Here is a 23579-nt window from a genome sequence, read left to right on the forward strand (position 1 = left end):
GCTCGACTTGGACTTGTTGACCCCGACCGCCACCACCACCTCGTCGAAGAGGGCCGCGGCGCGCCCGACGATGTCGAGGTGGCCGTTGGTCACCGGGTCGAAGGAGCCGGGACAGACTGCTCGGCGCACGCTCACTCCTGCTCGTCCCGCGCCTGCTCGGTGCTGCCAGGGTCGGGGGTCTCGGGTCGGTCCTGCTGGTCGGTGCCGCCCGGCTGCCACACGGCCGACCAGAGCGTCGTCTCACCGTACTTGCGCCGCCGGGTGGAGCCGAACCCGGCGGGCCACCGCGGCTCGGGGCTGCGGCGTGACCGCTCCACCACGACCATCGCCTCGTCCGCGAGCCAGCCGTGCGCCACCAGCGCGGCCAGGTCCGCGTCGACCTCCTGGTCCTCCAACGGGTACGGCGGGTCGCTCAGCACCAGGTCGTACGCCGCCTCCGGCCGCCCCGCGAGGGTGCTGCGCACGGTGCCGCCCACCACCCGGGCGCGGGCCAGCCCGAGCTCGCGCGCGTTGGCGGCGACCAGCTGGGCCGTGCGGCGGTCCTTCTCCACGAGCAGGGCGTGCTCGGCGCCGCGGCTGCATGCCTCCAGCCCGAGCGCCCCCGACCCGGCGTACAGGTCCAGGACGCGCACGCCCTCCCACGTGCCGAACCACGACTCCAGCGCGGAGAAGAGGGCCTCGCGCACCCGGTCGCTGGTGGGCCGGGTGGCCTCGCCCCGGGGTGTGGCCAGGTGCCGTCCGCCCGCGGAGCCGCCGATGATCCGGGTCACGGGCGCCACCCTAGGTGTTCTGTCCACGCAGGTTGGGTACGAGGTCGGCTGGTGACTTGCCGCCGAGTGCGGTGTGACCGCGGTGGTGAATGTAGGTGTGGAGCCAGTCGGTGAAGCTGGCTGCTCGTTCTGACTCGGAGCCGTATGCGCGGGCGTAGGCCCATTCCTCGAGCATGGTGCGGTTGAATCGCTCGACCTTGCCGTTGGTCTGGGGCCTGTAGGGGCGGGTTCGCTTGTGGGCGATGTCGTCGCCGAGGGCCTCGGCGAAGAGCTTGGATCGGTAGCAGGAGCCGTTGTCGGTGAGCACTCGCTTCACCGTGATGCCAGCGGCTTCGAAGTAGGCGTTGGCGCGCGTCCAGAACTCTGCGGCGGTCTCCTTCTTCTCGTCGGTGAGCAGTTCGCTGTAGCCGAGCCGGGAGCAGTCGTCGACGGCGTTGTGGATGTACCAGTAGCCGGTGCCGCGCTGTCCAGAGTTCTTGCGCCCGGCCTGGCGCCCGACGACGCGCCAGCCGCCGCCGTCGGGGATCCGGCCGAGCTTCTTGATGTCTACATGGACCAGGTCGCCAGGAGCCTCGTGCACGTAGGAGTGCGCCTTCTTCCGTGACCATTTGATGCGGACCCCGGTCGCCGGGTCGGTCCATGCCAGCGGCGGGCAGCCGTAACGGCGCAGGATCTTGTGCACGGTCGAGACCGCCATCTTCAGCCGGTAGGCGATGCGAGCCGGTCCCCAGCGCCGAGAGACCCGCAGCCCGAGCACCCGTCGCTCGACCCGCGAGGGTGTGCGCCGTGGCGAGGTCTTCGGGCGTGAGGACCGGTCGACCATCCCGTCGCGGCCATGAGCGCGGTAGCGGTCGGCCCATCGCTTGGCTGTTGTGACCGAGCAGTTCCACCTTTCGGCGGCGCGGCGCAGCGTCCATCCCTTGTCCACGACGAGTTGGGCCAGCCGCAGGCGGCCGGCAGGGGTCAGTTGGGCGTTAGCGTGAGACACGAAGACCTCCGGAGTTTCGTGAGCGAGTGAATGCTTGGTCGCTTCACACCTCACCCGGAGGTCTTCGTCATCGTCCAGCAGGCACGCCGTACCTAACGTCCGTGGTCAGTACACCTAGGGCTCCGGTGCCGACTCACCCTCGAACCGGTGCCGACTCACCCTCCAACCGGTGCCGAGTCACCCTCGAACCGGTGCCGAGTCGTCAGGAGCGGGTGGCGAACTCCGCGCGCACGGACTCCTCGAGCTCGGCCACCAGCGTCGCGAGCAGCGGAGCGCCGTCGAGGTCGGGGTCGTCGTCGAGCAGCGCACCGGCGACCTCGCGGGCGCGCACGATCGTCTTCTCGTCGCGCAGGACCCGCAGGTCCTTGAGGCTGGAGCGGAACCCGGACTGGGAGGCACCCAGGACGTCGCCCTCGCGCCGCTGCTCCAGGTCGACCCGGCTGAGCTCGAAGCCGTCGGTGGTGGCCGCGACCGCGTCAAGCCGCTCGCGGGCGGGGGTGCCGACCTCGGCGTGGCTCACGAGCAGGCAGAGCCCGGGCAGCCCGCCGCGGCCGACGCGGCCGCGCAGCTGGTGGAGCTGGGAGACGCCGAACCGGTCGGCGTCGAGCAGCACCATCGTGGTGGCGTTGGCGACGTCGACGCCGACCTCGATGACGGTGGTGGAGACGAGCACGTCGACGTCGCCGGAGGCGAACGCGCGCATGGTGCGGTCCTTCTCCTCGGGGTGCAGGCGGCCGTGCAGCAGGCCGACCCGGAGCCCGGCGAGCGGCCCGGCGGCCAGCTCCTCGACGACCTCCTCCACGGCGGCGAGGGGACGGTCGGTGCGGGTCTCGCCCTCCACCGCGGGGGCGTCGGACTCGCCCTGCTCGGAGGTGTCGCCGGAGATGCGCGGGCACACGACGTAGACCTGGTGGCCCTTCTCCACCTCCTCTCGGGCGCGCTGCCAGACCCGGTCGATCCAGCGCGGGGCGTCGGCGAGCGGCACGACGGTGGTCTGGATCGGCGCGCGACCGGCGGGCAGCTCGGAGAGGGTCGAGGTCTCGAGGTCGCCGAAGACGGTCATGGCGACGGTGCGCGGGATCGGCGTGGCGGTCATGACCAGGACGTGCGGCGGGGTGCCGGCCTTGTCGGTCAGCGCCGCGCGCTGCTCGACCCCGAACCGGTGCTGCTCGTCGACCACCACCAGGCCGAGGTCGGCGAACTGCACGACGTCCTCGAGCAGGGCGTGGGTGCCGACGACGAGGCCGGCCTCCCCCGAGGCGAGCCGCAGCAGGGGCGCGGTGCGCTGGGCCTTGGTCATCGACCCCGTGAGCAGCTCCAGCGAGGTCGCCTCGGGATGCCCGCCGAGCATCCCGCCGCCGGCCAGGTCGCCGAGCATCGCGGTGAGCGAACGGTGGTGCTGCTGGGCCAGGACCTCGGTCGGCGCGAGCAGCGCGGCCTGGCCGCCGGAGTCGACGACCCGCAGCATCGCGCGCAGCGCCACGAGGGTCTTGCCGGAGCCGACCTCGCCCTGGAGCAGCCGGTTCATCGGGTGCGGGCGTGCCAGGTCGGCCTCGATCTCGGCGCCGACCTCGCGCTGCCCGGCGGTGAGCTCGAAGGGCAGCCGCGCGTCGAAGGCGGCCAGCAGCCCGCCGCCGCCGGTGCGGGGACGGGCGCCCTGGGCCTGCAGCGCGCGGCGCCGGCGGGCCAGGACGAGCTGGGTGGTCAGCGCCTCCTCGAAGCGGAAGCGCTGCTGGGCGCGCGTGACCTGGCCGTAGTCGCTGGGCCGGTGGACCCACTCCAGTGCCGTGCGCACGTCGAGCAGTCCCTCGGTCTCGCGCAGCGCCTCGGGCAGCCGCTCGGGCAGCTCCTCGACCACGGTGAGCGCGAAGGCCACGGCGCGCTGGAGGTCCCAGGACTCCACCCCGGCCGAGAGCGGGTAGATCGGGTAGAGGTCGCCCAGGGTCTCCAGCGAGAGCTGGGCGGCGTCCTCCCCCGGCGTGCCCATCAGCACCATCTGCGGGTTGGTGAGCTGCCAGCTGTCGCGGAAGCGGCCGACCTTGCCCTGGAAGATCCCGCGACGCCCCACGGCCAGCCGCTGCTCGTGCCACGCGGCGACGTGGGGCGCCTTGGCGAAGAAGGTCATCGACAGCCGCGGCCCGTCGGTCTCCAGCAGCGCCTCGACGCGGTACGCCGTGCGGCCGGTGCGCCGGTCGGTGTACTGCCGGCGGTCGCACCGCGCGATCCGCCCGACCACGACGAGCATCTCGCCGTCGTGCAGGCCCTCGATCTCGGTGAGCTCGCCGGTCTTGACGTAGCGGCGCGGGAAGTGGAGCAGCAGGTCGCCCACGGTCCGCAGGCCCAGGCCCTCGACGACGGCCTTGACCTTCTTGGGCTTGGCGTCGCCGAGCACCACCTCGACCGGCGAGTCCGGTGTGATCACTCGACCGCCACCAGCAGCGGGTAGCGCTCCTGGCCCCCCTCGTAGACGACGACGTCGGCGAGCGGGTGGTGCTCCTCGATCCAGCCGGCGAGCCGCGCGGCGGCCGCACCGTCGGGGTCCTCGGCCCCGGCCACGATCGTGACCAGCTCGCCACCACCGCGCAGCAACCGGTCGGCGACCTCGGCCGCCACCTCGTCGAGCTGCTGGCCGACGACCGCGAAGTCACCGGCCACGACGCCCAGCACGTCGCCGGGCTCGCACGGCCCGGCCATGGTCATGGCCTGGCGGGCGGCGACGGTGACCGCGCCGTGGCGGGCGTGCCGGGCCGTCGCGGTCATCTCGAGCACGTCGGCGTCGAAGGCGCGACCGGGCTCGTGCACCGCGATCGCGGCCAGCCCCTGGACCTGGGCGGTGGTCGGGACGACCACGACGCGGATGCCCTCGTCCTGCTCGGCGGTGGACGCCGCCACCTGGGCGACCCGCACGGAGTCGGGGTCGTTGGGCAGCACGACGACCTCGCTGGCCTGGCAGCCGGTGATGGCCTCCAGCAGCTGGCCGGTGGAGGGGCGCCGACCGGGGCCACCCTCGACCACCACGGCTCCGGCCTCGGTGAAGAGCGAGGTGAGGCCGGGCCCGGCGGAGACGACCACGACGGCGCGGCCCTCGCGCCTGACCGCCCGCTCGGCCACCTGCTCGGCGAAGTGCGTGACCCGGATCCGGTGCGGGCGGCCGGCCTCGATGCCGGCCTCGATCGCAGCACCCACGTCGTCGACGTGGACGTGGACGTTCCACAGCTCCTCGTCACCGACCACCACGAGGCTGTCGCCGAGCCCGGCCAGCCGCTCGCGCAGGGTCGTGACCCGCTCGGCGGGCGCGTCGAGGAGGTACATCACCTCGTAGGCGGGCCCGTCCTCGCTGAGGTCGGCCCCCGGCGCGGCGTGGTCGTGGCGCAGCTGCGGGACGGGGATGTGGTGGGTGCCGATCCGGGTGCGCACCGTGGGCGGCACCCGACCGGTCAGCGCCGTCTCGGCCGCGTCGAGCACGACGCTGAAGCCGCGGCCGCCGGCGTCGACGACCCCGGCGTCCTTGAGGGTCTGCAGCTGGTCGGGCGTGCGGGCGAGCGCCTCCCGCGCCGCCGCCGCGGCCGCGGCCACGACGTCGCGGGTCCTGGCATCCGGGTCCGTGGCCCGCTCGGCGGCCGCGTCGGCCGCCGCCCGCGCCACGGTGAGCATGGTGCCCTCCACGGGGGTGCCGACGGCGGCGTACGCCGCATCGGCCGCCAGGTGCATGCCCTCGGCCATGAGCAGGGCAGCGCGGTCCTCCGGTGTCGCACTGCCCAGGCGGCGGGCCAGGGCGCGCAGCATCTCGCTGAGGATGACGCCGGAGTTGCCGCGGGCGCCGAGCAGCGCACCGCGGCCGAGCGCCTCCAGCCCGCGGCCCACGCCGCAGCGCTCGGGTCCGCCGGCCTCGACGACCGCCCGCTCGACCGCGTCGCGGGCCGCGGCGATCGTGAGGTACATGTTGGTGCCGGTGTCACCGTCGGGCACGGGGTAGACGTTGAGCGCGTCCACCTCCTCGCGGGCGGACTCCAGCGCCGCGACCGCGACGTCGGTGAAGCGCACGACGCCCTCCAGGCTGACCCCGCGCGGCAGCACCTCGACCCCCTCGGGGACCATGGACGTCTGCTCATCGGGCTGCGGGTCGGGCACGGCCCCGAGGTTAGTGGTCGCCACCGACGGCGGGGCGGGGACGCTCCGGCCTCGATTCGGCGTTCGGGGGGTGTGGCGATACTCTGGTGCGGTTGCCCAGACCGGCGCGGCCGCGGTGAGACCACCGTGCAGCGGTCGGATGGGCCCTCACGACTCGTTCAACATCGATCCTCAGGAGTTCACGGTGGCTGCCGTCTGCGACATCTGCGCCAAGAAGCCTGGCTTCGGCAACAACCGGCCGTGGTCGCGCAAGATCACGAAGCGTCGCTTCGACCCCAACATCCAGCGCGTCCGCGCCGTCGTCAACGGCACCCCGAAGCGGATGAACGTCTGCACCGGCTGCCTGAAGGCGGGCAAGGTCTCGCGCTGAGGCACTGACCAACGGAGCATGCCGGACCGGCCGTCACCTGCACAGGTGGCGGCCGTTTCGTTTGCCCCCTCGGCGAGCGCAGCGAGGCGAGCGGGCACACGAAACAACGGCGGTCGAGCGAGCGGCGCGACTGAGGAACGAAGTCGCGACCCGCGTGTCGAGACCGCGTGAGCTACCTGTGGTCGGCGACCACAGGCAGCACCCTAGAAGTGCGTCCACCCCGCGACCCCGTCGTACGCAGCCCCGTCGACGGTGACGCCCTCCCCCTCCGCGACCGACCCGATGACCCGGAACCCCGCGGGCAGGGTCGCCCCCGGCGGGAACGTCGCGAGCAGCGCGTGGTCGTCGCCCCCGCCCAGCACGAAGGACAGCGGGTCGGCGCCGGTCGCGGCCGCCACGGCGAGCAGCGGCTCGGGCACCTCCAGCGCCTCGGTGCGCAGGTCGATGGCGACCGCCGAGCCGCGGGCGAGGTGGGCCGCCTCGGACAGCAGCCCGTCGGAGACGTCGACCATCGCGGTCGCACCGGCCGCGGCGGCCTCCGGCCCGGCGTCGTACGGCGGCTCCGGCCGTCGGTAGGCCTCGACCAGCACCCGGGGCGAGCGGAAGCCGCGGCCGAGCACGGCCAGACCGCCGGCGGCCCAGCCCTGGCGCCCGGCCAGCGCGACCACGTCGCCGGGCTCGGCACCGCTGCGCAGCACCGGCGAGACCGTGCACGAGCCCAGGACCGTCACGGCGACGACCAGCTGGTCCCCGCGCGTGAGGTCCCCGCCGACCACGCTGGCGCCGACCGCGCGGCACTCCTCGGCGAAGCCCGCGGCGAACTCCAGCGCCCAGGAGACCGGCAGGTCGGCCGGCACGGCCATGCCGACGGTCAGGCTGTGCGCGCGCCCGCCCATGGCGTTGACGTCGGAGAGGTTCTGCGCGGCGGCACGGTGGCCCACGTCGACGGCCGGCACCCAGTCGCGGCGGAAGTGCCGGCCCTCGACCAGGAGGTCGGTGGAGACGACCACGTGGCCGTTGCGGATGCGCAGGACCGCTGCGTCGTCACCGGGGCCGACGAGCACCTGCTCGCCCTGGTCGAAGAGGGCGGTGAGGGCGTCGATCAGCGCGAACTCCCCCACGTCGGCCACCGTCGCCGCCGGGTCCAGCCCGCTCGTCCCCGCCGCCGCTCCACCGTGCCGTGCGTCCACCATGGGTCCATCCCACCACCCGTGGCGCGGCGGCCGGGCACCGCCCGCAGGCCCCGGCTGCCACGGGCAGCCCCGGGCGGCGGTGGCCGGGCGACCGGGCGGCTGTCGTGGTCGGGGGCCGCGGGCGGTAGGTTGCACTCGGCGCCGCAGTGAGGTGTCCGCGGCAGCGCCGCCGCGCAACCGAACCTAGGGAGAGCACGATGGTCGTCCAGGCCTACATCCTGATCCAGACCGACGTCGGCAAGGCCGCAGAGGTCGCCACCGCCATCGCCCAGATCAAGGGCGTGACCCTCGCCGAGGACGTCACCGGCCCCTACGACGTCATCGTGCGCGCCGAGGCCCGCAACGTCGACGAGCTCGGCAAGCTGGTCGTCTCGAAGGTGCAGAACCTCGACGGCATCACCCGCACCCTGACCTGCCCGGTCGTCCACATCTGAGGCACCCGCCCCACCGCTGGACGACGGTGCTCACCGACGTACGCCGCGCACGCCCCGGGTCCCGAGGGACCCGGGGCGTCGCCGTGTCCCTGTCCCTGCCGCCCCTGCTGCTCGTGGCCGCCCTCGCGGCCGGGTGCTCCGACGACGCCGCGCAGCCGGACCCCGTCGCACCGGTCTCCCTCTCCGCCGAGGAGCAGACGGCGTGCGAGGCGTTCCTCGCCGACCTCCCGGAGGCTGCGGCCGACGCGACGCTGACCTGCGGCGCACCGGAGCCGGCCACGTTGCTGGACACCTCCGAGTGCGACGAGGTGCTGGGGGTCGGCTGGTTCATCGACCCCGACGAGCTCTCGGACCCCGCTTCGTCCGTGACCGCCACCGCCATCGGCGTGCGCCCGCGCGTCGCGGTCGTCTTCTCCGCCGAGCAGCGCGGGCAGTTCTCCCTGGAGGTGCTCTCCGCCCTGGCCGAGCCGGTCACCGAGCACCTGGAGCGGGTCAGCCGCTGCCAGTAGGCACTGGCTGCAGGCGCGGGCAGGACCGTCGGCCGCGTGTGGGACGCTGAGCCCATGAGCACCTTGGGGAGCCCTGTCGAAGGCGGCCACGGCGCGGGCGACGACGCCGTGCTGCCGGGCCCGGTCGCGGTCATCGCCGGCGGCCTGAGCCACGAGCGCGACGTCTCCCTGGCCAGCGGCCGCAACCTCGTGCGCGAGCTGCGCGCGGTGGGGGTCGAGGCCGCGGCGTACGACTTCGACCGCCAGCTGCTGCACCAGCTCGAGCAGGACAAGGTGGTCGCGGCCGTCCCGGCGCTGCACGGGCAGTTCGGCGAGGACGGTGAGATCCAGACCCTCCTGGACCTGATCGGGATGCCCTTCGTCGGCTCCGACAGCCACGCCTGCCGGGTCGCCTTCGACAAGGGCACCGCCCGCGAGCTGCTGCGCCGCCAGGGCATCCCCGTCCCCGAGAGCGTCGGGCTCTCGGCCCAGACCTTCCGCGACATCGGTGCCAGCGCGCTGATGGAGCACGTGATGCACCGCCTCGGCGAGCGCGTGGTCGTGAAGCCGACCCGCTGCGGGAGCGCCCTCGGTGTCACCGGCGTCGACGGGATGGACGCCCTGCCCTCGGCGCTCGTGCGCTCCTACGCCTACTGCGAGGACGCGCTCATCGAGCGCTTCCACGACGGCATCGACGTCAGCGTCGTGTGCGTGGAGGACGAGCAGGGCGTGCGCGCGCTGACCCCGGTGTCGGTGCAGTACGAGAAGGGCCACGAGTTCGACTTCTCCGCCCGCTACACCGCCGAGTTCGTGGGCCTCGCGCGTCCGGACCTGCCGGAGGAGCTGATCGAGGACCTCGGCCGCACGGCCGTGCGGGCCCACCAGGTGCTCGGGCTCTCCGACGTGTCCCGCTCCGACTTCATCGTCTCCGCCGACGGCACGTACGTCGTGCTCGAGACCGCCATCACCCCGGGCACGACCGAGACCTCGGTGATGCCGTTCGCCTGCACGCTGTCGGGCACGTCGCTCGGCCAGGTCACCCTCGACCTGCTGCGGCGCACGCTGGGCTGAGGCCGTCGGGGCGCGCGGGCTGCGGTCGGCTCCAGCGGCCGTGCGTCAGCTTCATCGGCCGGCCGCTGGAACTCCCCCCGCGGCCTCAGCGCAGCCCGACCGGCCGCTCGAGCGCCAGCTGGATCAGCTCGTCGACCAGGTCGGTGTAGGACAGGCCGCTGGCCTCCCACATCTTGGAGTACATCGAGATGGGCGTGAAACCGGGCATGGTGTTGATCTCGTTGAGCAGCACCTCCCCGGCCGGGGTGACGAAGCAGTCGACGCGGCTCAGGCCCTCCGCGCCGATCGCCTCGAACGCCTCGACCGCGAGCTCGCGGACCCGGTCGGCCACGTCGTCGGGCAGGTCGGCGGGGGCATCGGTCCGGGCGTGAGTGGCGGAGAGGTACTTCGACTCGAAGTCGTAGAAGCTCGCCTCGTCGTGGTCGACCACGATCTCGCCGGGCACCGAGGCACGCGGCGCGGCACCGTCGCGGCCGCCGAGCACCGCGCACTCGATCTCGCGGCCCTCGATCCCCTGCTCCACCAGGACCTTCGGGTCGTGGAAGCGGGCCTCCTCGATCGCGTCGGCCAGGCCGGAGACGTCGTCGACACGGGTGACACCGAGCGAGGAACCGGCGCGGGCGGGCTTCACGAAGACCGGGAACGCCAGCTCGCGCGAGATCCGGTCGACCACCTCGGAGGCGCGCTGCTCCCAGTCGCGGGGCTTGACGACGACGTAGGGCCCGACCGGCAGGCCGTGCCCCGCGAAGACGAGCTTCATGTACGCCTTGTCCATGCCGACCGCGGAGGCGAGCACGCCGGCACCGACGTACGGCACACCCGCGAGCTCCAGCAGGCCCTGGATCGTGCCGTCCTCGCCGTACGGGCCGTGGAGGAGGGGGAAGACGACGTCGACGGGGCCGGCCTCCGCGAGCCCGGAGATCTCCGTGCCGCCCTCGGTGGTGACCTCCGGCAGCGCGCCGGAGGTGAGCTCGAACCGGGCCTCCCGCGAGGGCAGCACCCACTCGCCGTCACGCGTGATGCCGACCGGGAGCACGTCGTACTTCTCGCGGTCGATCGCCTTCATCACCCCGGCGGCGGTGGCCGCGGAGATGGAGTGCTCGCCGGAGCGGCCGCCGAAGACCAGGGCCACGCGGACCTTGCGACCGGGGCCGGACGTGAGGGGCGTGCTGGGGTCGGTCATGGGGCGCGAGGCTACTGGAGGGTCGCTGCGACCTCGTCGAGGCGCGCGCCGCGGGAGGCCTTGATGAGGACCACGTCACCCTCGGTGACGTGCTCGGCCAGCCAGGCCACGGCGGCGGCGTTGTCGGCGAGCAGCACCGACCGCTCGCCGGCTCCCTCGTGGATGCCGCGGGCGGCCTCGCCGACGACCACCACCCGGTCCACGCCGAGCTCGGCGGCGCGGCGCCCGACGCCGCGGTGCTCGGCCTCGTGGGCGTCCCCGAGCTCGCGCATCTCCCCCAGCACCGCGATGGTCCGGGTCGAGGAGTCGTCGGCGGCGATCGACACCAGCGCCTCCAGGGCGGCGCCCACGGAGTCGGGGTTGGCGTTGTAGGAGTCGTTGAGGACGACGACGCCGCGCTCGAGCTCGCGCAGCTCCATCCGCCACTGCGACAGCGTCTCGACCTGCGACAGCGAGGTCGCGACGTCGGCCAGGTCGAGACCGGTGGCCAGGGCGGCGGCGGCCGCGGCGGCGGCGTTGAGCGCCTGGTGGGCGCCGACCAGCCTCAGGGTGACCTCGGCGCTGGCGTCGGCGGTGACGAGCCGGAAGGTCGGGCGGCCCAGCCGGTCGAGCGCGAGGTCCTCGACCCGGACGTCGGCACCGGGCACGTCGCCGAAGGACATCACCCGTGCGCTGGTGCGGGCGGCCATCGCCGCGACCCGGTGGTCGCCCGCGTTGAGCACCGCGGTGCCGTCGGCGGCCAGCGCCTCGACCAGCTCGCCCTTGGCCTCGGCGATCGCCTCGCGGGAGCCGAACTCCCCCAGGTGCGCCTGGCCCACGTTGAGCACCACCGAGACGTCGGGGCGCACCAGCGCGCAGAGCTCGGCGATGTGCCCGCGGCCCCGCGCGCCCATCTCCAGCACGAGGAACCGGGTCCCCGGCTCCACCCGCAGGGCCGTGAGCGGCATGCCGAGCTCGTTGTTGAACGATGCGCGGGTGGCGACGGTCGCCGCGGCCCCACCGAGCACGGCCGCGAGCAGGTCCTTGGTGGAGGTCTTGCCCTGGGAGCCGGTCAGGGCCAGCACGGTGAGGTCGCCCTCCGCGCGCACCCGCCCCACGACGTACGACGCCAGCAGCTGGAGCGCGGAGCGCACGTCCTCGACCACGACCGTGGGCAGGCCCGTGGGCCGGCTGCCCAGCACCGCCACCGCTCCCGCGGCCGCGGCCTGGTCGACGTGGTCGTGGCCGTCGACCCGCTCCCCCACGAACGCGGCGAAGAGGCTGCCGGCAGCCGCCTCCCGGCCGTCGACGACGACCGGGCCGTCGACGACGACGTCCCCCGCTCCGGGCTCCCCCTGCACGGTGCCACCGACCACCTCGGCGACCTGGGCCAGGCTCATCGCGATCACGCGTCCGACCCTAGGGCAGGGGCCGGGAGGGGCTCGCACCTACTGTGTCGCCATGGCCGACGACCGCCCCGATGCCCGACCCCTGAGCCCCTCGACCGTGGCCGTGACGGCCGGACGCCCGCGGCACGAGGCGGACCAGCCGCTCAACCACCCGATCACGATGGCCTCGACGTTCGTGGGCGGCGGCGAGCGGGAGTACGGCCGCAGCGGGAACCCGACCTGGGAGGCCTTCGAGGACGTCCTCGGTCGGCTCGAGGGCGGCCGTGCACTGGCCTTCTCCTCCGGGCTCGCCGCGGTCTCCACCGTCCTCGACCTGGTGGGACAGGGCGCCCTCGTGGTGGCCCCGGACGCGGCCTACCAGGGCAGCCTGGCGCAGATCGCCGACCTCGAGCTGCGCGGCCGCCTGACCTCCCGACTGGTCGACATCGCCGACACCGACGCGGTGCTCGCCGCCCTCGACGAGGACGTCGCCCTGGTCTGGGTCGAGTCCCCCACCAACCCCAACCTCGACGTCGCCGACCTCGAGCGCATCTGCACCCGCGCCCACGAGGTCGGTGCCTACGTCGTGGTCGACAACACCTTCGCGACCCCGCTGCTCCAGCAGCCGATCACCGCGGGCGCCGACATCGTCCTGCACTCGGCGACGAAGTACCTCTCCGGGCACTCCGACGTGCTGCTCGGCGCGCTCGTCACCGCCGACGAGCAGCTCTACCCCGTGCTGCGGCAGCGCCGCGAGCTCCAGGGCTCGACCCCCGGCACCCTCGAGGCCTGGCTGGCCACGCGCGGCCTGCGTACCCTCCACCTGCGGGTCGAGCGCGCGCAGGCCAACGCGATGGAGCTGGCCCGCCGCCTGGACGAGCACCCGGCCGTGGCCAGGGTCCGCTACCCCGGCTTCGGTTGCATCGTCAGCATCGAGCTCGCCGCCGGTCCGCTCGCGGCCGACCTGCTCACCCGCAAGACCCGCCTGTGGGTCTTCGCCACCAGCCTCGGTGGCGTCGAGTCCACCCTGGAGCGCCGCCGCCGCTGGAAGGGCGAGTCCCAGCACGTCTCGGAGGCACTGGTGCGGCTCTCGGTCGGGGTCGAGGACGTCGAGGACCTCTGGGCGGACCTGGGCGCCGCGCTGGACGGGCTCGTCGAGGTGGTCACCGATCGCGGGTAGCTCACGCGGTCTCGACACGCCCGACGCGGCTTCGTCCCTCAGCCGCGGGCTTGCTCGACCTTCGCTCGCCCACGCCGACTCCTCGTTCCTCGGAGTCGGCTGCTCGCTCAGTCCCGCTCGGACTTGGTGTCGCGGGCGAGGACGGCGTCCATCATCCCCTGGGCGGTGAGCCGGCCGGCGACGACGTCGTCGACGTACGTCGCGATCGGGGCGTCCACGCCGGACTCCTCGGCCAGCGCGCGCAGCGAGGAGCACGACTTCGCGCCCTCGGCGACCTGGCGGGTGCTGGCGTAGATCTCCTCGGTGGTCATGCCCTGGCCGAGCTTCTCGCCAAAGGTGCGGTTGCGCGAGAGCGGCGAGGAGCAGGTGGCCACGAGGTCGCCCAGGCCCGCGAGCCCCATGAGGGTCAGCGGGTCGGCCCCGAGCTTCATCGCCAGGCGAGCGGTCTCGGCCAGGCCGCGGGTGATGATGGAGGCGGTGGTGTTGTCGCCGAAGCCGAGCCCGACGGCCATGCCGACGGCCAGGCCCACGACGTTCTTGTAGGCGCCGCCCAGCTCGCAGCCGAGCACGTCGACGGAGGTGTAGGGGCGGAAGGCCGGGCTGTGGACCCGCTGCTGGAGCCGGGTGGCGACGTCGCCGTCGGCGCAGGCGACCACGGCGGCGGCCGGCTCCCGACGGGCGATCTCCTTGGCCAGGTTGGGTCCGCTGACCACGGCGATCCGCTCGGGGCCGGCGCCGGTCTCCTGCGCGATGACCTCGCTCATGCGGCACAGGGTCGAGAGCTCGACCCCCTTCATCAGCGAGACCATGACCGCGTCGGGGGCGACGTGCGGCGCCCACTCGCGGAGGTTCTCGCGGAAGGACTGCGAGGGCGTGGCCCACACGACGACGTCGGCGCCGTCGAGGGCGCTCTCGACATCGTGGGTGGCCACGAGGTTGGGCGGCAGCTCGATGCCGGGGAGGTACTCGGAGTTCTCCCGGGTCGTGTTGATGGCCTCGGCCACCTCGTCACGACGGGCCCAGATGGTCACGTCGTTGCCGGCGTCGGCCAGGACGATCGAGAACGCCGTCCCCCACGACCCCGCGCCGAAGACCGCGACCTTCCCCCACTGCTCGCTCACGCGCTCTCCCTCCGGTTCCTCGTGCCCTGCTGGCTGTCCTGCTCCTGGGCGTCCTTCTCCTGCGCGGCCCGCGCCTCCTGCTCCTCGGCACGCGTGCCCCGGCCGTACTTGCCGTAGGGATCACCGAGCACCCGCATGTCGTAGCGCTCCGCGGGAGCCCGTTCGCCGCGGACCTCCTCCAGCTGCGCGGTGATCGCGGCCAGGATGCGGTCGGCGGCCTCGTGCACGACGTCCGGGGTCAGCTCGCGGGCACGCAGGTCCTCGAGGTCCACCGGCTCCCCCACCGACATCGTGATGCGCGTGCGCGGCAGCAGGTGCAGCTTCTTGGAGTACGGCGGCAGCAGCCGCTGCGCACCCCACTGACCCACGGGCAGGACCGGGCAGCCGGTCTCGAGCGCGATTCGCGCGGCGCCGCTCTTGCCTGTCATCGGCCAGCCGTCGGGGTCACGGGTGATCGACCCCTCGGGGTAGACCACGACGCACTCGCCGCGGCGGACGGCCTCGACCGCAGCGGCGTACGCCACGGCCCCTTGCCCTCGCGCTCGACCGGGATCTGGCCCAGGGCGTGCATGAAACGGCCCAGGAGCGGGTTGCGGAACAGGCCGGACTTCGCGAGGTAGCGAGGCAGCCGACCGTGGTCGTAGACGATGTGCGCGGCCGTCAGCGGGTCGGCGTGGGAGATGTGGTTGAGCGCCAGCACGAAGCCCCCGGAGGCGGGGATCCGGTCGCCGTGGCGCCAGTCCCGGGTGGTGGTGGCCAGCAGGGTGGGCTTGATGATGCCGACCGCGACGGAGAAGGCCCATCCCCGTCGCTCCTGAAGCTTCCGCACGCTCACCCGCGCAGGCTACTCGTCCTGCGACCGGCGTCACGACAGGCGCGGACCGGGTCGCGCGACACAGAGTCGCGGAGCGGCCGAGCGCCGGGCCCCGCCGGGCCGGGCGTGGTCGGCCTGCGAGGATGGCGGAGATGTCCGAGAGCCTGTCCGCGGCACCCTCCGGGGGCGCGCCCGACCCGAGCGCCGTGCCGCCGTCGTACGTCGTCATGCTGCCGGTGAAGCCGCCGCACCGCGGCAAGTCCCGGCTGGTCGGGGTGCCCGACGGGGCCCGGGTCGAGCTGGCCGCGGCGTTCGCGCTCGACACCGTGACGGCCTGCCTCGCCACACCGCGCGTCGAGGCCGTGCTGGTGGCGACCGACGACGCACGTTTCTCCTCCGCCCTGCGGGCGATCGGCGCGCCCTGCATCCCCGACGGCACCGGGGGCGACCTCAACGCGACGCTGCGCGAGACCGCTGCCGAGGCGCGGCGCCGGTGGCCGCACCTGCGGCCGGTGACCGTCTGCGCGGACCTCCCCTGCCTGCGACCCGAGGACCTCGGTGCGGCGCTGCGCGAGCTCGAGGAGCACGGCGGCGGACCGGCCTTCGTGGCCGACGCCGCGGGCTTCGGGACCAGCTGCTACCTCGCCCCGCACGAGCGCTTCGACCCCCGCTTCGGTGGTGCGTCGCGGCACGCGCACCTCGACGCCGGGGCGGTCGAGCTCTCCGGAGCCCTGACGACGCTGCGCCGTGACGTCGACGACCTCGTGGACCTGCGGGCCGCGGCGGATCTCGGCGTCGGGCCGCACACGCAGCGGGTGCTGGACGCGCTCGCGCTCTTCTGACGTCGCGTCGGCACCGCCGCACCCCCGGCCCCGGACGCGGTCCCGGACGTGACCGGGCCCGCCCGCACGAGGTGCGGACGGGCCCGGTCGAGCTGGTGGAGCGGAGCAGGTGTCAGGAGCTGGAGGCTGCCTTCTTGGCCGGGGCCTTCTTCGCGGGAGCCTTCTTGGCGGCGGCCTTGGCCGGGGCCTTCTTCGCCGGCGCCTTCTTGGCCGCGGTCGACTTCGAGGCCGTCGACTTCGTGGCGCTGGAGCTCGCCGCCGTGCTGGCCTTCTTGGCCGGGGCCTTCTTCGCCGCAGCCTTCGTGGCCGGAGCCTTCGTGGCCGCTGCCTTCGTGGCGGGGGCCTTCGTGGCGGGAGCCTTCTTGGCCGGGGCCTTCTTGGCGGCGGTCTTGGCCGGCGCGGCCTTGGTGGCGGGCGCCTTCTTGGCAGCAGCAGCCTTGGCAGGAGCGGCCTTCTTGGCGGGCGCCTTCTTCGCGGGGGCGGCCTTCTTCACCGCACCCGCGGCCTTGGCGGCCGGGGCCGCGGCAGCGCTGGCGGCCTTGGAGGCGTTGGCAGCGGCGACCTTCGGGAGCTTCTTCGCACCCGACACGATGTTCTTGAGGTCCTGCCCGGGGGTGAACTTCGGGACGGCCGTCTTCTTGGCCTTCATCCGCTCGCCGGTGCGCGGGTTGCGCACCCAGCGTGCGTCGCGCACGCGCTTCTCGAACGAGCCGAAGCCGGTGATGGCCACCTTCTCGCCCTTGGCCACCTCGCGGGTGATCGTGTCGAGGACGGACTCGAGCGCGTGTGCGGCTGCCTTCTTGTTCCCCTCGAAGCGCGTGGACAGCGCGTCGATGAGCTGGGTCTTGTTCACAGGATTTCCCTTCGTGCAAACCTGGAGAGCGCCGAGCACGCGCTCGACTTCCTTGCACGCTAGGGATTCGTGGCCCCGCTCACAATCACCAACGCCGCATCACATCGGCATTTCCTCACAGCGTGAGGGATGCGACCTCGTCAGAGGGTGACGGGCTTGAAGCCCGGGCGGGTCGCCTCGAAGGCTGCGATGTCGTCCTCGTGACCCAGCGTGATGCCGATGTCGTCGAGACCGTTGAGCAGGCGGTAGCGCGTGTAGTCGTCGATCTGGAAGGGCGCGACCAGGTCGCCGCAGGTGACGGTGCGCGCCTCCAGGTCGACGGTGACCTGCGTGGTGGGGTCGGCCTCGACGGCGTCCCACAGCTGCTCGATGACGTCCTGCTCCACCGGCACCGACAGCAGCCCGGCCTTGCCGGAGTTGCCGCGGAAGATGTCGGCGAACCGGCTCGAGAGCACGACCTTGAATCCGTAGTCCATCAGCGCCCACACGGCGTGCTCGCGCGAGGAGCCGGTGCCGAAGTCGGGCCCGGCCACGAGGATCGAGACCCCGGCGTACTCCGGCTTGTTGGCCACGAACTCCGGGTCGTTGCGCCACGCGGCGAACAGCCCGTCCTCGAACCCGGTGCGGGTCACGCGCTTGAGGTAGACCGCCGGGATGATCTGGTCGGTGTCGACGTTGCTGCGGCGCAGCGGCAGGGCCGTGCCGGTGTGGGAGGTGAACTTCTCCATGACGCGTGTTCCTCTCAGACCAAGTCGGCGGGCGAGGCGAGCGTGCCCTTGACGGCGGTGGCGGCGGCGACGGGGACCGAGACCAGGTGCGTACGACCGCCCTTGCCCTGCCGGCCCTCGAAGTTGCGGTTCGACGTCGAGGCCGAGCGCTCCTGCGGGTCGAGCGTGTCGGGGTTCATGCCCAGGCACATCGAGCAGCCCGCCCCGCGCCACTCGGCGCCGGCCTCGATGAAGACCTTGTCCAGGCCCTCCTCCATCGCCTGCAGGCGCACCCGCACGGAGCCGGGGACGACGAGCAGCCGCGTGCCCTCGGCGACCTTGTGGCCCTTGATGATCTCGGCGGCCAGCCGCAGGTCCTCGATCCGACCGTTGGTGCAGGAGCCGACGAAGACCGTGTCGACCTTGACCGAGCGCAGCGGCTGGCCGGCCTCGAGACCCATGTACTCCAGTGCCTTCTCGGCGGCGATCCGGTCCTGCTCGTCCTCGAAGTCCGAGGGGGTCGGGACGTTGGCGCCCAGCGGCGCGCCCTGGCCCGGGTTGGTGCCCCAGGTGACGAACGGCGTGACGTCGGCCGCGTCGATCACGATCTCCTTGTCGAAGGTCGCGTCCGCGTCGGTGACGAGGGTCTTCCAGTGCGCCACGGCGGCGTCCCACTCGGCGCCCTTCGGCGCCTCGGGCTTACCCTCGATGTAGTCGAAGGTCGTCTGGTCCGGCGCGATCAGCCCGGCCTTGGCGCCCCACTCGATCGACATGTTGCAGACCGTCATCCGGCTCTCCATCGAGAGCGCCTCGATGGCCTCACCGCGGTACTCCACGATGTAGCCCTGGCCGCCGCCGGTGCCGGTCTGGGTGATGAGGTAGAGGATCAGGTCCTTGGCGGTCACGCCCTCGGACAGCGTGCCGTTGACGGTCACCGCCATCGTCTTGGGCTTGGCCTGCATCAGCGTCTGCGTGGCGAGCACGTGCTCGACCTCGGAGGTGCCGATGCCGAAGGCGATCGCACCGAACGCGCCGTGGGTGGAGGTGTGGCTGTCGCCGCACACGATCGTCATGCCGGGCTGGGTCAGGCCCAGCTGCGGACCGACGACGTGGACGATGCCCTGGTCGAGGTCACCGAGGGGGTGCAGGCGCACGCCGAACTCCGCGGCGTTCTTGCGCAGCGTCTCGACCTGGGTGCGGGAGACAGGGTCGGCGATCGGCTTGTCCCAGTCGATCGTCGGGACGTTGTGGTCCTCGGTCGCCAGCGTCAGGTCGGGACGGCGGACCCGGCGGCCGGCCAGGCGCAGCCCGTCGAAGGCCTGGGGCGAGGTGACCTCGTGGATGAGGTGCAGGTCGATGTAGAGGAGGTCCGGCTCCCCGGGTGTGGACCGGACGACGTGCTCGTCCCAGACCTTCTCGGAAAGGGTCCTGCCCATGACGCACTCCTTCGTGACGACCTCTGACTTCGAGGAGGAGCGTACGCCGCCGATCCCATGTCGTGAGACGCGAGTCCCGAGATGCGAGACGCGACCGGTGTCGGCCAGGTGGACCGCGAAACCGCGGATCGGGCCGTTCGCGCCGCGGTGAGGCACACGTCACACCGCGTCACACTTTCCTTGTCATCCCATGATCCGAGACTGCAGTATTGCCATATGGACACCAGTGGAGTCGGAGTGCTCGACAAGGCCGCCATCGTGCTCACCGCGCTGGAGTCGGGCCCCGCGACCCTCGCCGGGCTCGTCAGCGCGACCGGCCTGGCCCGCCCCACGGCCCACCGCCTCGCGGTCGCACTGGAGCACCACCGCCTCGTGGCCCGCGACATGCAGGGCCGCTTCGTCCTCGGCCCCCGCCTGGCCGAGCTCTCCGCAGCCGCCGGCGAGGACCGCCTCCTCGCCACCGCCGGTCCCGTCCTGGCCCGCCTGCGCGACATCACCGGCGAGTCCGCGCAGCTGTGGCGCCGACAGGGCGACCACCGTGTCTGCGTGGCCGCGGCCGAGCGTCCCTCCGGCCTGCGCGACACCATCCCCGTCGGCACCCAGCTGACCATGCGCGCAGGCTCGGCCGCCCAGGTGCTGCTGGCGTGGGAGGACCCCGAGCGCATGCACCGCGGCCTGCAGAACGCCGCCTTCTCCGCGGCCGCCCTCTCCGGCATCCGCCGCCGCGGCTGGGCCCAGTCCGTCGGTGAGCGCGAGCAGGGCGTGGCCTCGGTGTCCGCCCCCGTCCGCTCCCCCAGCGGCAAGATCATTGCCGCGGTATCCGTCTCCGGCCCGCTCGAGCGGCTCTCCCGCCAGCCCGGACGCATGCACGCACCCGCCGTCATGGCCGCCGCCGAGCGGCTGTCGGAGTCGCTGCGACGGGCAGCAGCGGAGGGTCAGCCGGCGTAGCTCGGTCCGGTGGATACCCGGGTACCCGGGTATCCATGCACTTCTCGGCCTTTGCAGTCCCCGGTATGTGCACCGATACCCGGGTACCCGGGTATCGGCGCGACCCCACCGTGCCACCCCACCGTGCCGCTCGCTCGACCACCGACGACCGCGCCCGCTGGCGCGTGCGTGGTCACCACAGGGCGTCGGTGCGCTCCAGGTCCAGCAGCACCTGCTTGCGCTCCAGCCCCCCGGCGTACCCCGTGAGCGTGCCGTCCGCGCCGATCACGCGGTGGCACGGGATGACGATCGGGATCGGGTTGCGGCCGTTGGCCAGCCCGACGGCCCGGGACGCGGCGTTGGTCATGCCGAGGCGGTGCGCGATCGCGCCGTACGTCGCGGTCTCTCCGTAGCCGATCGTGCGCAGCTGGGTCCAGACCCGCTGCTGGAAGTCGCTGCCCTCGGGGGCGAGCGGCAGGTCGAAGTCGGTGAGGTCGCCGGCGAAGTACGCCGCCAGCTGGCGGGCGGCCTCGACCAGGACCGGGTGGTCGTCCTCACGGGCGCCGCGCGGGCGGCCGTCGCCGTCGCGGTGCGGCTCGAACTCGATCGCGGTCAGCGACCCGCCCCGCTCGACAAGGCGAAGGCTGCCCACCGGGCTGTCGATCTCGGTCCACATGGTCAGTCCTCCGGGACGGCTGGGGTCGGGTCGGGCTCGGCGGGAACAGGGGCGGGTGCGGGCGGCATCAGCGTCTGCCACAGGTGCAGCAGGGCGTAGGAGCGCCACGGCCGCCAGGCGTCGGCGCGGGCGACCTCGGCGGCCGGGTCGAGGCCGAGGCGGGTCAGGGCGATCCGCACGCCGACGTCGGTGGGCAGGAAGACGTCGGGGTGGGCCAGCGCCCGCATGGCCACGTAGTCGGCGGTCCAGGGCCCGATGCCGCGCAGGGCCAGCATCCGCTGGCGGACCGCGTCGCGCTCCGGGCCGCGGTCCAGCGACACCTCGCCACCCGCCAGGGCCGCCGCGAGTCCCACCAGGGCTCGGCCCCGCGCCCTGGGCATCGGGAGCGTCTCGGGATCGGCCGCGGCCAGCACGTCGGTGCGCGGGAAGAGGTGCGTGAGACCGGGTACGCCGGTGTCGACCCGCACCCCGTGGGCAGCGACGATGCGACCGGTGACGGTGCGGGCGCCGGTCACCGAGACCTGCTGACCGATCACGGTGCGGATCGCGGTCTCCTCGCCGTCGACCTGCCCCGGCACCCGCAGGCCCGGGTGGCGGGCGACGAGCGGACCGAGCACCGGGTCGGATCCGAGGTGCTCGGCGACGGCCAGCGGGTCGCAGTCGGCGTCGAGCAACCGACGGGTCCGTTCCACCGCGGCCGTGGTGTCGCGCAGGTCGGCGAGGGTGAAAGTGGCCAGGACCTGGGTGGTCCCGCCGACCGGCCGTGGGTCCCGCTCCCGGGGTTCGGGCGGGTCGGCCAGCGCCAGGTGCAGCACGCCCGGTCCGTGCGGCAGGTCGAGGGTGCGGGCGTACCACCCGGGGCCGGCGGTCTCCACGCCCGGGACCAGGTGGTAGGCCAGGAAGTCCAGCAGCGCCGAGGCGGCGAACGGGGTGCGGACCGGCAGCCGGAGGGTCAGGGTGCCCTCGGGCCCGGGCTCGGGTGCGCCACGGGACGTGCGGTGCCGCAGCTCGGTGGGGCTGGCGTCGTACACCTCGCGGACGGTGTCGTTGAACTGCCGCACGCTGGCGAACCCGGCTGCGAACGCGATGTCGGCGAAGCCCAGGTCGGTGGTCTCGATGAGCACCCGGGCGGTCTGGGCCCGGCGTGCGCGGGCCAGGGCGAGCGGTCCGGCGCCGAGCTCGGCGACCAGGACCCGCCCGAGGTGGCGCGGGGTGTAGCCGACCCGACGGGCCAGCCCCTCGACGCCCTCGCGGTCCACGACCCCGTCGGCGATCAGCCGCACGGCGCGGCCGGCCACACCGGCGCGCAGGTCCCACTCGGGGCTTCCCGGGGTGGCGTCCGGCAGGCAGCGCTTGCACGCGCGGTAGCCGGCGGCCTGGGCGGAGGCCGCCGTCGGGTGGAAGGTGACGTTGCCCGGGGCGGGCGTGCGGGCGGGGCACGAGGGCCGGCAGTAGATGCCCGTCGTGCGCACGGCCGTCCAGAACACGCCGTCGAAGCGGCGGTCCCGCGAGCGCACCGCGGCGTAGCAGGGACCCGGGTCCAGCCGCGTCGTCGCGATCGGCACGGAGGCCTCGTCACGGGCGGCTGCGGGGGTGCTCACGGGTCCATCATGGCGGTCGCGGCCAGCCGGGTCGCGCGGGAATCGGACACGGCGGTGCCGGGGTCATGGTCGCCCCCGTGACGACCCGCCCTGCGACGTACGCCGGAGACACGCCGACTCTTGACCCACCGGCTTCCGCGGGGATGCGGACGGGGAGCCCTTCCGGGGTGGAGGATGCGGCTGTGCCCGACCACCTCCGCGCCGACCGGACCCACCGCCGCACCGTCGTGCGGGTGGTCCTGGTGACCCAGCTCGTCCTCGCCGTGCTGACGGCCGGGGGCGTGACGCTGGCCTACCGCGAGCTCGACGGCGGCATCCGCTCCGAGGACGTCACGAAGATGCTGACCGACCGGCCGGAGAAGGAGGAGGTCGAGGGACCGATGGAGCCGCTCAACATCCTCGTCATGGGCACTGACGACCGCTCGTGCGAGGGCTGCGCCATCGACGGCGAGGCCGGCGGCGGCCGGTCGGACACCACCCTGCTCCTGCACGTCTCGGCCGACCGCCAGGAGGCGTACGGCATCTCGCTGCCCCGCGACGCGCTCGTCACGCGGCCCGACTGCATCGGCGAGGACGGGGAGACGATCCCCGGCGGTGAGCTGGAGATGTTCAACACCGCCTTCGCGCTCGGCGGTCCGGCCTGCACGATCCAGACGATGGAGCAGCTGACCGGGGTGCTCATCGACCACTACGTCACCGTCGACTTCAATGGCTTCGTCGACATGGTCGACGCCGTCGGCGGCGTGGAGGTCTGCATCCCGAAGGAGGTCAACGACCCCGTCCGCAACATCTTCTTCGAGGCCGGCACCCAGACCCTCGAGGGCCGCCAGGCGCTCAACTACGTGCGTGAGCGGTACGTGCTCTCGGCCAACTCCGACCTCGGGCGGATGAAGCGCCAACAGGCATTCATCGCCTCGATGGTCAACAAGGTCGTCTCCGCCGGGACCCTCACCCGGCCGGACCGCGTCTACCGGTTCCTCTCCGCCGCCACCCGCTCGATCACGGTCGACGAGGAGCTCGGCTCGATCCCCGACCTCGTGGACCTGGCCCTGCAGTTCCGCAGCACCGGCCTGGGTGACATCGAGTTCGTCACCGTGCCCAACGAGGCCTACGAGCCCGACCCCAACCGCCTGGTCTGGTCCGACAAGGCCGCCAAGCTGTGGAAGCGCGTGGCCAAGGACAAGGGGCTGCCCCGCAAGCTCGATCGCGGCTCGATCAGCGCCAAGGACCCGGTCGGTACGTCGTCGGCCGACCCGACCCCCACCGACACCGCCTCCCCCACGACCGACCCCGAGCGGGCCGCCGAGGAGCAGGAGGAGGCCGCCGAGGCGCTGGCCAACGGCCTCTGCGCCTGACCCCTCCCCGGCGGGCAGCGGCCCCCGTGCGGGGGGGATTGCGGGGGGGGGGGGGGGGGGGGGGGGGCCCCG

General features: G+C 73.5%; 22 protein-coding genes and 1 pseudogene. 8 read left to right on the forward strand and 15 right to left on the reverse strand.

Annotation, left to right across the window (positions count from 1 at the left end; genetic code table 11):
- The 5 genes from Q1V71_RS12005 to Q1V71_RS12025 form a co-directional block, all read right to left on the reverse strand.
- On the reverse strand, nt 1–129 hold a 129-nt coding region (locus tag Q1V71_RS12005), incomplete at its 3' end, for an adenylyltransferase/cytidyltransferase family protein (protein WP_300644074.1).
- Between the two features lie 2 nt (nt 130–131).
- Nucleotides 132–770 carry a 16S rRNA (guanine(966)-N(2))-methyltransferase RsmD gene (gene rsmD, locus Q1V71_RS12010; protein ID WP_300644054.1) on the reverse strand — a complete coding sequence of 213 codons (639 nt, stop codon included), beginning with the start codon at nt 768–770 and terminating at the stop codon, nt 132–134.
- Between the two features lie 10 nt (nt 771–780).
- Nucleotides 781–1758, reverse strand: coding sequence for an IS481 family transposase (locus Q1V71_RS12015; protein WP_300644055.1), 978 nt, complete (start codon nt 1756–1758; stop codon nt 781–783).
- Between the two features lie 202 nt (nt 1759–1960).
- Nucleotides 1961–4180: an ATP-dependent DNA helicase RecG gene (locus tag Q1V71_RS12020; protein WP_300644056.1), complete on the reverse strand. Its 2220-nt coding sequence runs from the start codon at nt 4178–4180 to the stop codon at nt 1961–1963.
- On the reverse strand, nt 4177–5889 hold the full coding sequence (locus Q1V71_RS12025; protein ID WP_300644057.1) for a DAK2 domain-containing protein: 1713 nt from the start codon (nt 5887–5889) through the stop codon (nt 4177–4179). Before Q1V71_RS12025 ends, Q1V71_RS12020 begins: the two co-directional genes overlap by 4 nt.
- Before the next feature lie 184 nt (nt 5890–6073).
- On the opposite strand from Q1V71_RS12025, the gene rpmB reads away from it, so the two are divergent.
- Nucleotides 6074–6259 (forward strand): 50S ribosomal protein L28, encoded by a 186-nt coding sequence (rpmB, locus tag Q1V71_RS12030; protein WP_179531565.1) that lies wholly within the window; start codon nt 6074–6076, stop codon nt 6257–6259.
- Nucleotides 6260–6462: 203 nt separating this feature from the next.
- Here the strand turns inward: rpmB and Q1V71_RS12035 are convergent, their stop codons facing one another.
- Nucleotides 6463–7452, reverse strand: coding sequence for a thiamine-phosphate kinase (locus Q1V71_RS12035; RefSeq protein WP_300644058.1), 990 nt, complete (start codon nt 7450–7452; stop codon nt 6463–6465).
- Nucleotides 7453–7649: 197 nt separating this feature from the next.
- Between Q1V71_RS12035 and Q1V71_RS12040 the strand changes: the two genes are divergently transcribed.
- From Q1V71_RS12040 to Q1V71_RS12050, 3 genes are all read left to right on the forward strand, one after another.
- Entirely contained in the window at nt 7650–7886 is a 237-nt protein-coding gene (locus Q1V71_RS12040; RefSeq protein WP_166320689.1) for an Lrp/AsnC ligand binding domain-containing protein, read from the forward strand.
- Nucleotides 7887–7969: 83 nt separating this feature from the next.
- Complete coding sequence (locus Q1V71_RS12045; protein WP_300644059.1) at nt 7970–8395, forward strand: DUF3515 family protein; 426 nt, start codon at nt 7970–7972, stop codon at nt 8393–8395.
- Nucleotides 8396–8449: 54 nt separating this feature from the next.
- Nucleotides 8450–9445 (forward strand): D-alanine--D-alanine ligase, encoded by a 996-nt coding sequence (locus Q1V71_RS12050; protein WP_300644060.1) that lies wholly within the window; start codon nt 8450–8452, stop codon nt 9443–9445.
- Between the two features lie 85 nt (nt 9446–9530).
- Here Q1V71_RS12050 and Q1V71_RS12055 read toward each other — a convergent pair whose 3' ends face one another.
- Nucleotides 9531–10628, reverse strand: coding sequence for a D-alanine--D-alanine ligase family protein (locus Q1V71_RS12055; RefSeq protein ID WP_300644061.1), 1098 nt, complete (start codon nt 10626–10628; stop codon nt 9531–9533).
- An 11-nt stretch (nt 10629–10639) separates the two neighbouring features.
- On the reverse strand, nt 10640–12007 hold the full coding sequence (gene murF / locus Q1V71_RS12060) for a UDP-N-acetylmuramoyl-tripeptide--D-alanyl-D-alanine ligase (RefSeq protein WP_367280142.1): 1368 nt from the start codon (nt 12005–12007) through the stop codon (nt 10640–10642).
- 61 nt (nt 12008–12068) lie between these two features.
- Here murF and Q1V71_RS12065 point away from each other — a divergent pair, with 61 nt between their 5' ends.
- Nucleotides 12069–13175, forward strand: coding sequence for an aminotransferase class I/II-fold pyridoxal phosphate-dependent enzyme (locus Q1V71_RS12065; RefSeq protein ID WP_300644063.1), 1107 nt, complete (start codon nt 12069–12071; stop codon nt 13173–13175).
- Between the two features lie 107 nt (nt 13176–13282).
- On the opposite strand, the gene Q1V71_RS12070 is transcribed toward Q1V71_RS12065, so the two are convergent.
- Entirely contained in the window at nt 13283–14296 is a 1014-nt protein-coding gene (locus Q1V71_RS12070; RefSeq protein WP_300644064.1) for an NAD(P)H-dependent glycerol-3-phosphate dehydrogenase, read from the reverse strand.
- A pseudogene (locus Q1V71_RS20060) lies at nt 14293–15131 on the reverse strand (lysophospholipid acyltransferase family protein). The gene Q1V71_RS12070 and the pseudogene Q1V71_RS20060 overlap by 4 nt, the downstream one beginning before the upstream one ends.
- Before the next feature lie 131 nt (nt 15132–15262).
- Between Q1V71_RS20060 and cofC the strand changes: the two are divergent.
- The gene (gene cofC, locus Q1V71_RS12085; protein ID WP_300644067.1) at nt 15263–15952 is read left to right on the forward strand and encodes a 2-phospho-L-lactate guanylyltransferase; all 690 of its coding nucleotides are present in this window, start codon (nt 15263–15265) and stop codon (nt 15950–15952) included.
- Between the two features lie 112 nt (nt 15953–16064).
- Here the strand turns inward: cofC and Q1V71_RS12090 are convergent, their stop codons facing one another.
- The 3 genes from Q1V71_RS12090 to leuC form a co-directional block, all read right to left on the reverse strand.
- A complete protein-coding gene (locus Q1V71_RS12090; protein ID WP_300644068.1) occupies nt 16065–16805 on the reverse strand; it encodes an HU family DNA-binding protein in 741 nt (246 codons plus the stop codon).
- A 140-nt stretch (nt 16806–16945) separates the two neighbouring features.
- Nucleotides 16946–17533, reverse strand: coding sequence for a 3-isopropylmalate dehydratase small subunit (gene leuD, locus Q1V71_RS12095; protein ID WP_300644069.1), 588 nt, complete (start codon nt 17531–17533; stop codon nt 16946–16948).
- Nucleotides 17534–17547: 14 nt separating this feature from the next.
- Nucleotides 17548–18948 (reverse strand): 3-isopropylmalate dehydratase large subunit, encoded by a 1401-nt coding sequence (gene leuC, locus Q1V71_RS12100; RefSeq protein WP_300644070.1) that lies wholly within the window; start codon nt 18946–18948, stop codon nt 17548–17550.
- A 216-nt stretch (nt 18949–19164) separates the two neighbouring features.
- Here leuC and Q1V71_RS12105 point away from each other — a divergent pair, with 216 nt between their 5' ends.
- Nucleotides 19165–19896, forward strand: a complete 732-nt coding sequence (locus Q1V71_RS12105; RefSeq protein WP_300644071.1) for an IclR family transcriptional regulator — start codon at nt 19165–19167, stop codon at nt 19894–19896.
- Nucleotides 19897–20068: 172 nt separating this feature from the next.
- On the opposite strand, the gene Q1V71_RS12110 is transcribed toward Q1V71_RS12105, so the two are convergent.
- Entirely contained in the window at nt 20069–20551 is a 483-nt protein-coding gene (locus Q1V71_RS12110; protein WP_300644072.1) for a methylated-DNA--[protein]-cysteine S-methyltransferase, read from the reverse strand.
- 2 nt (nt 20552–20553) lie between these two features.
- Nucleotides 20554–22152 carry an AlkA N-terminal domain-containing protein gene (locus tag Q1V71_RS12115; protein ID WP_367280141.1) on the reverse strand — a complete coding sequence of 533 codons (1599 nt, stop codon included), beginning with the start codon at nt 22150–22152 and terminating at the stop codon, nt 20554–20556.
- Nucleotides 22153–22334: 182 nt separating this feature from the next.
- On the opposite strand from Q1V71_RS12115, the gene Q1V71_RS12120 reads away from it, so the two are divergent.
- Nucleotides 22335–23507, forward strand: a complete 1173-nt coding sequence (locus tag Q1V71_RS12120) for an LCP family protein (RefSeq protein WP_300644073.1) — start codon at nt 22335–22337, stop codon at nt 23505–23507.
- Nucleotides 23508–23579: the final 72 nt, after the last annotated feature.

It is taken from the genome of Nocardioides sp. (genome assembly GCF_030149505.1).
GTDB lineage: Bacteria > Actinomycetota > Actinomycetes > Propionibacteriales > Nocardioidaceae > Nocardioides.

Bases quoted from the DNA above. Each gene is read 5' to 3' on its own strand.
- Q1V71_RS12035 (WP_300644058.1), bottom strand. From the start codon at position 7,452: ATGGTGGACGCACGGCACGGTGGAGCGGCGGCGGGGACGAGCGGGCTG.
- Q1V71_RS12040 (WP_166320689.1), top strand. From the start codon at position 7,650: ATGGTCGTCCAGGCCTACATCCTGATCCAGACCGACGTCGGCAAGGCC.
- Q1V71_RS12050 (WP_300644060.1), top strand. From the start codon at position 8,450: ATGAGCACCTTGGGGAGCCCTGTCGAAGGCGGCCACGGCGCGGGCGAC.
- Q1V71_RS12055 (WP_300644061.1), bottom strand. From the start codon at position 10,628: ATGACCGACCCCAGCACGCCCCTCACGTCCGGCCCCGGTCGCAAGGTC.
- murF (WP_367280142.1), bottom strand. From the start codon at position 12,007: ATGAGCCTGGCCCAGGTCGCCGAGGTGGTCGGTGGCACCGTGCAGGGG.
- Q1V71_RS12065 (WP_300644063.1), top strand. From the start codon at position 12,069: ATGGCCGACGACCGCCCCGATGCCCGACCCCTGAGCCCCTCGACCGTG.
- cofC (WP_300644067.1), top strand. From the start codon at position 15,263: ATGTCCGAGAGCCTGTCCGCGGCACCCTCCGGGGGCGCGCCCGACCCG.
- leuD (WP_300644069.1), bottom strand. From the start codon at position 17,533: ATGGAGAAGTTCACCTCCCACACCGGCACGGCCCTGCCGCTGCGCCGC.
- leuC (WP_300644070.1), bottom strand. From the start codon at position 18,948: ATGGGCAGGACCCTTTCCGAGAAGGTCTGGGACGAGCACGTCGTCCGG.
- Q1V71_RS12105 (WP_300644071.1), top strand. From the start codon at position 19,165: ATGGACACCAGTGGAGTCGGAGTGCTCGACAAGGCCGCCATCGTGCTC.
- Q1V71_RS12110 (WP_300644072.1), bottom strand. From the start codon at position 20,551: ATGTGGACCGAGATCGACAGCCCGGTGGGCAGCCTTCGCCTTGTCGAG.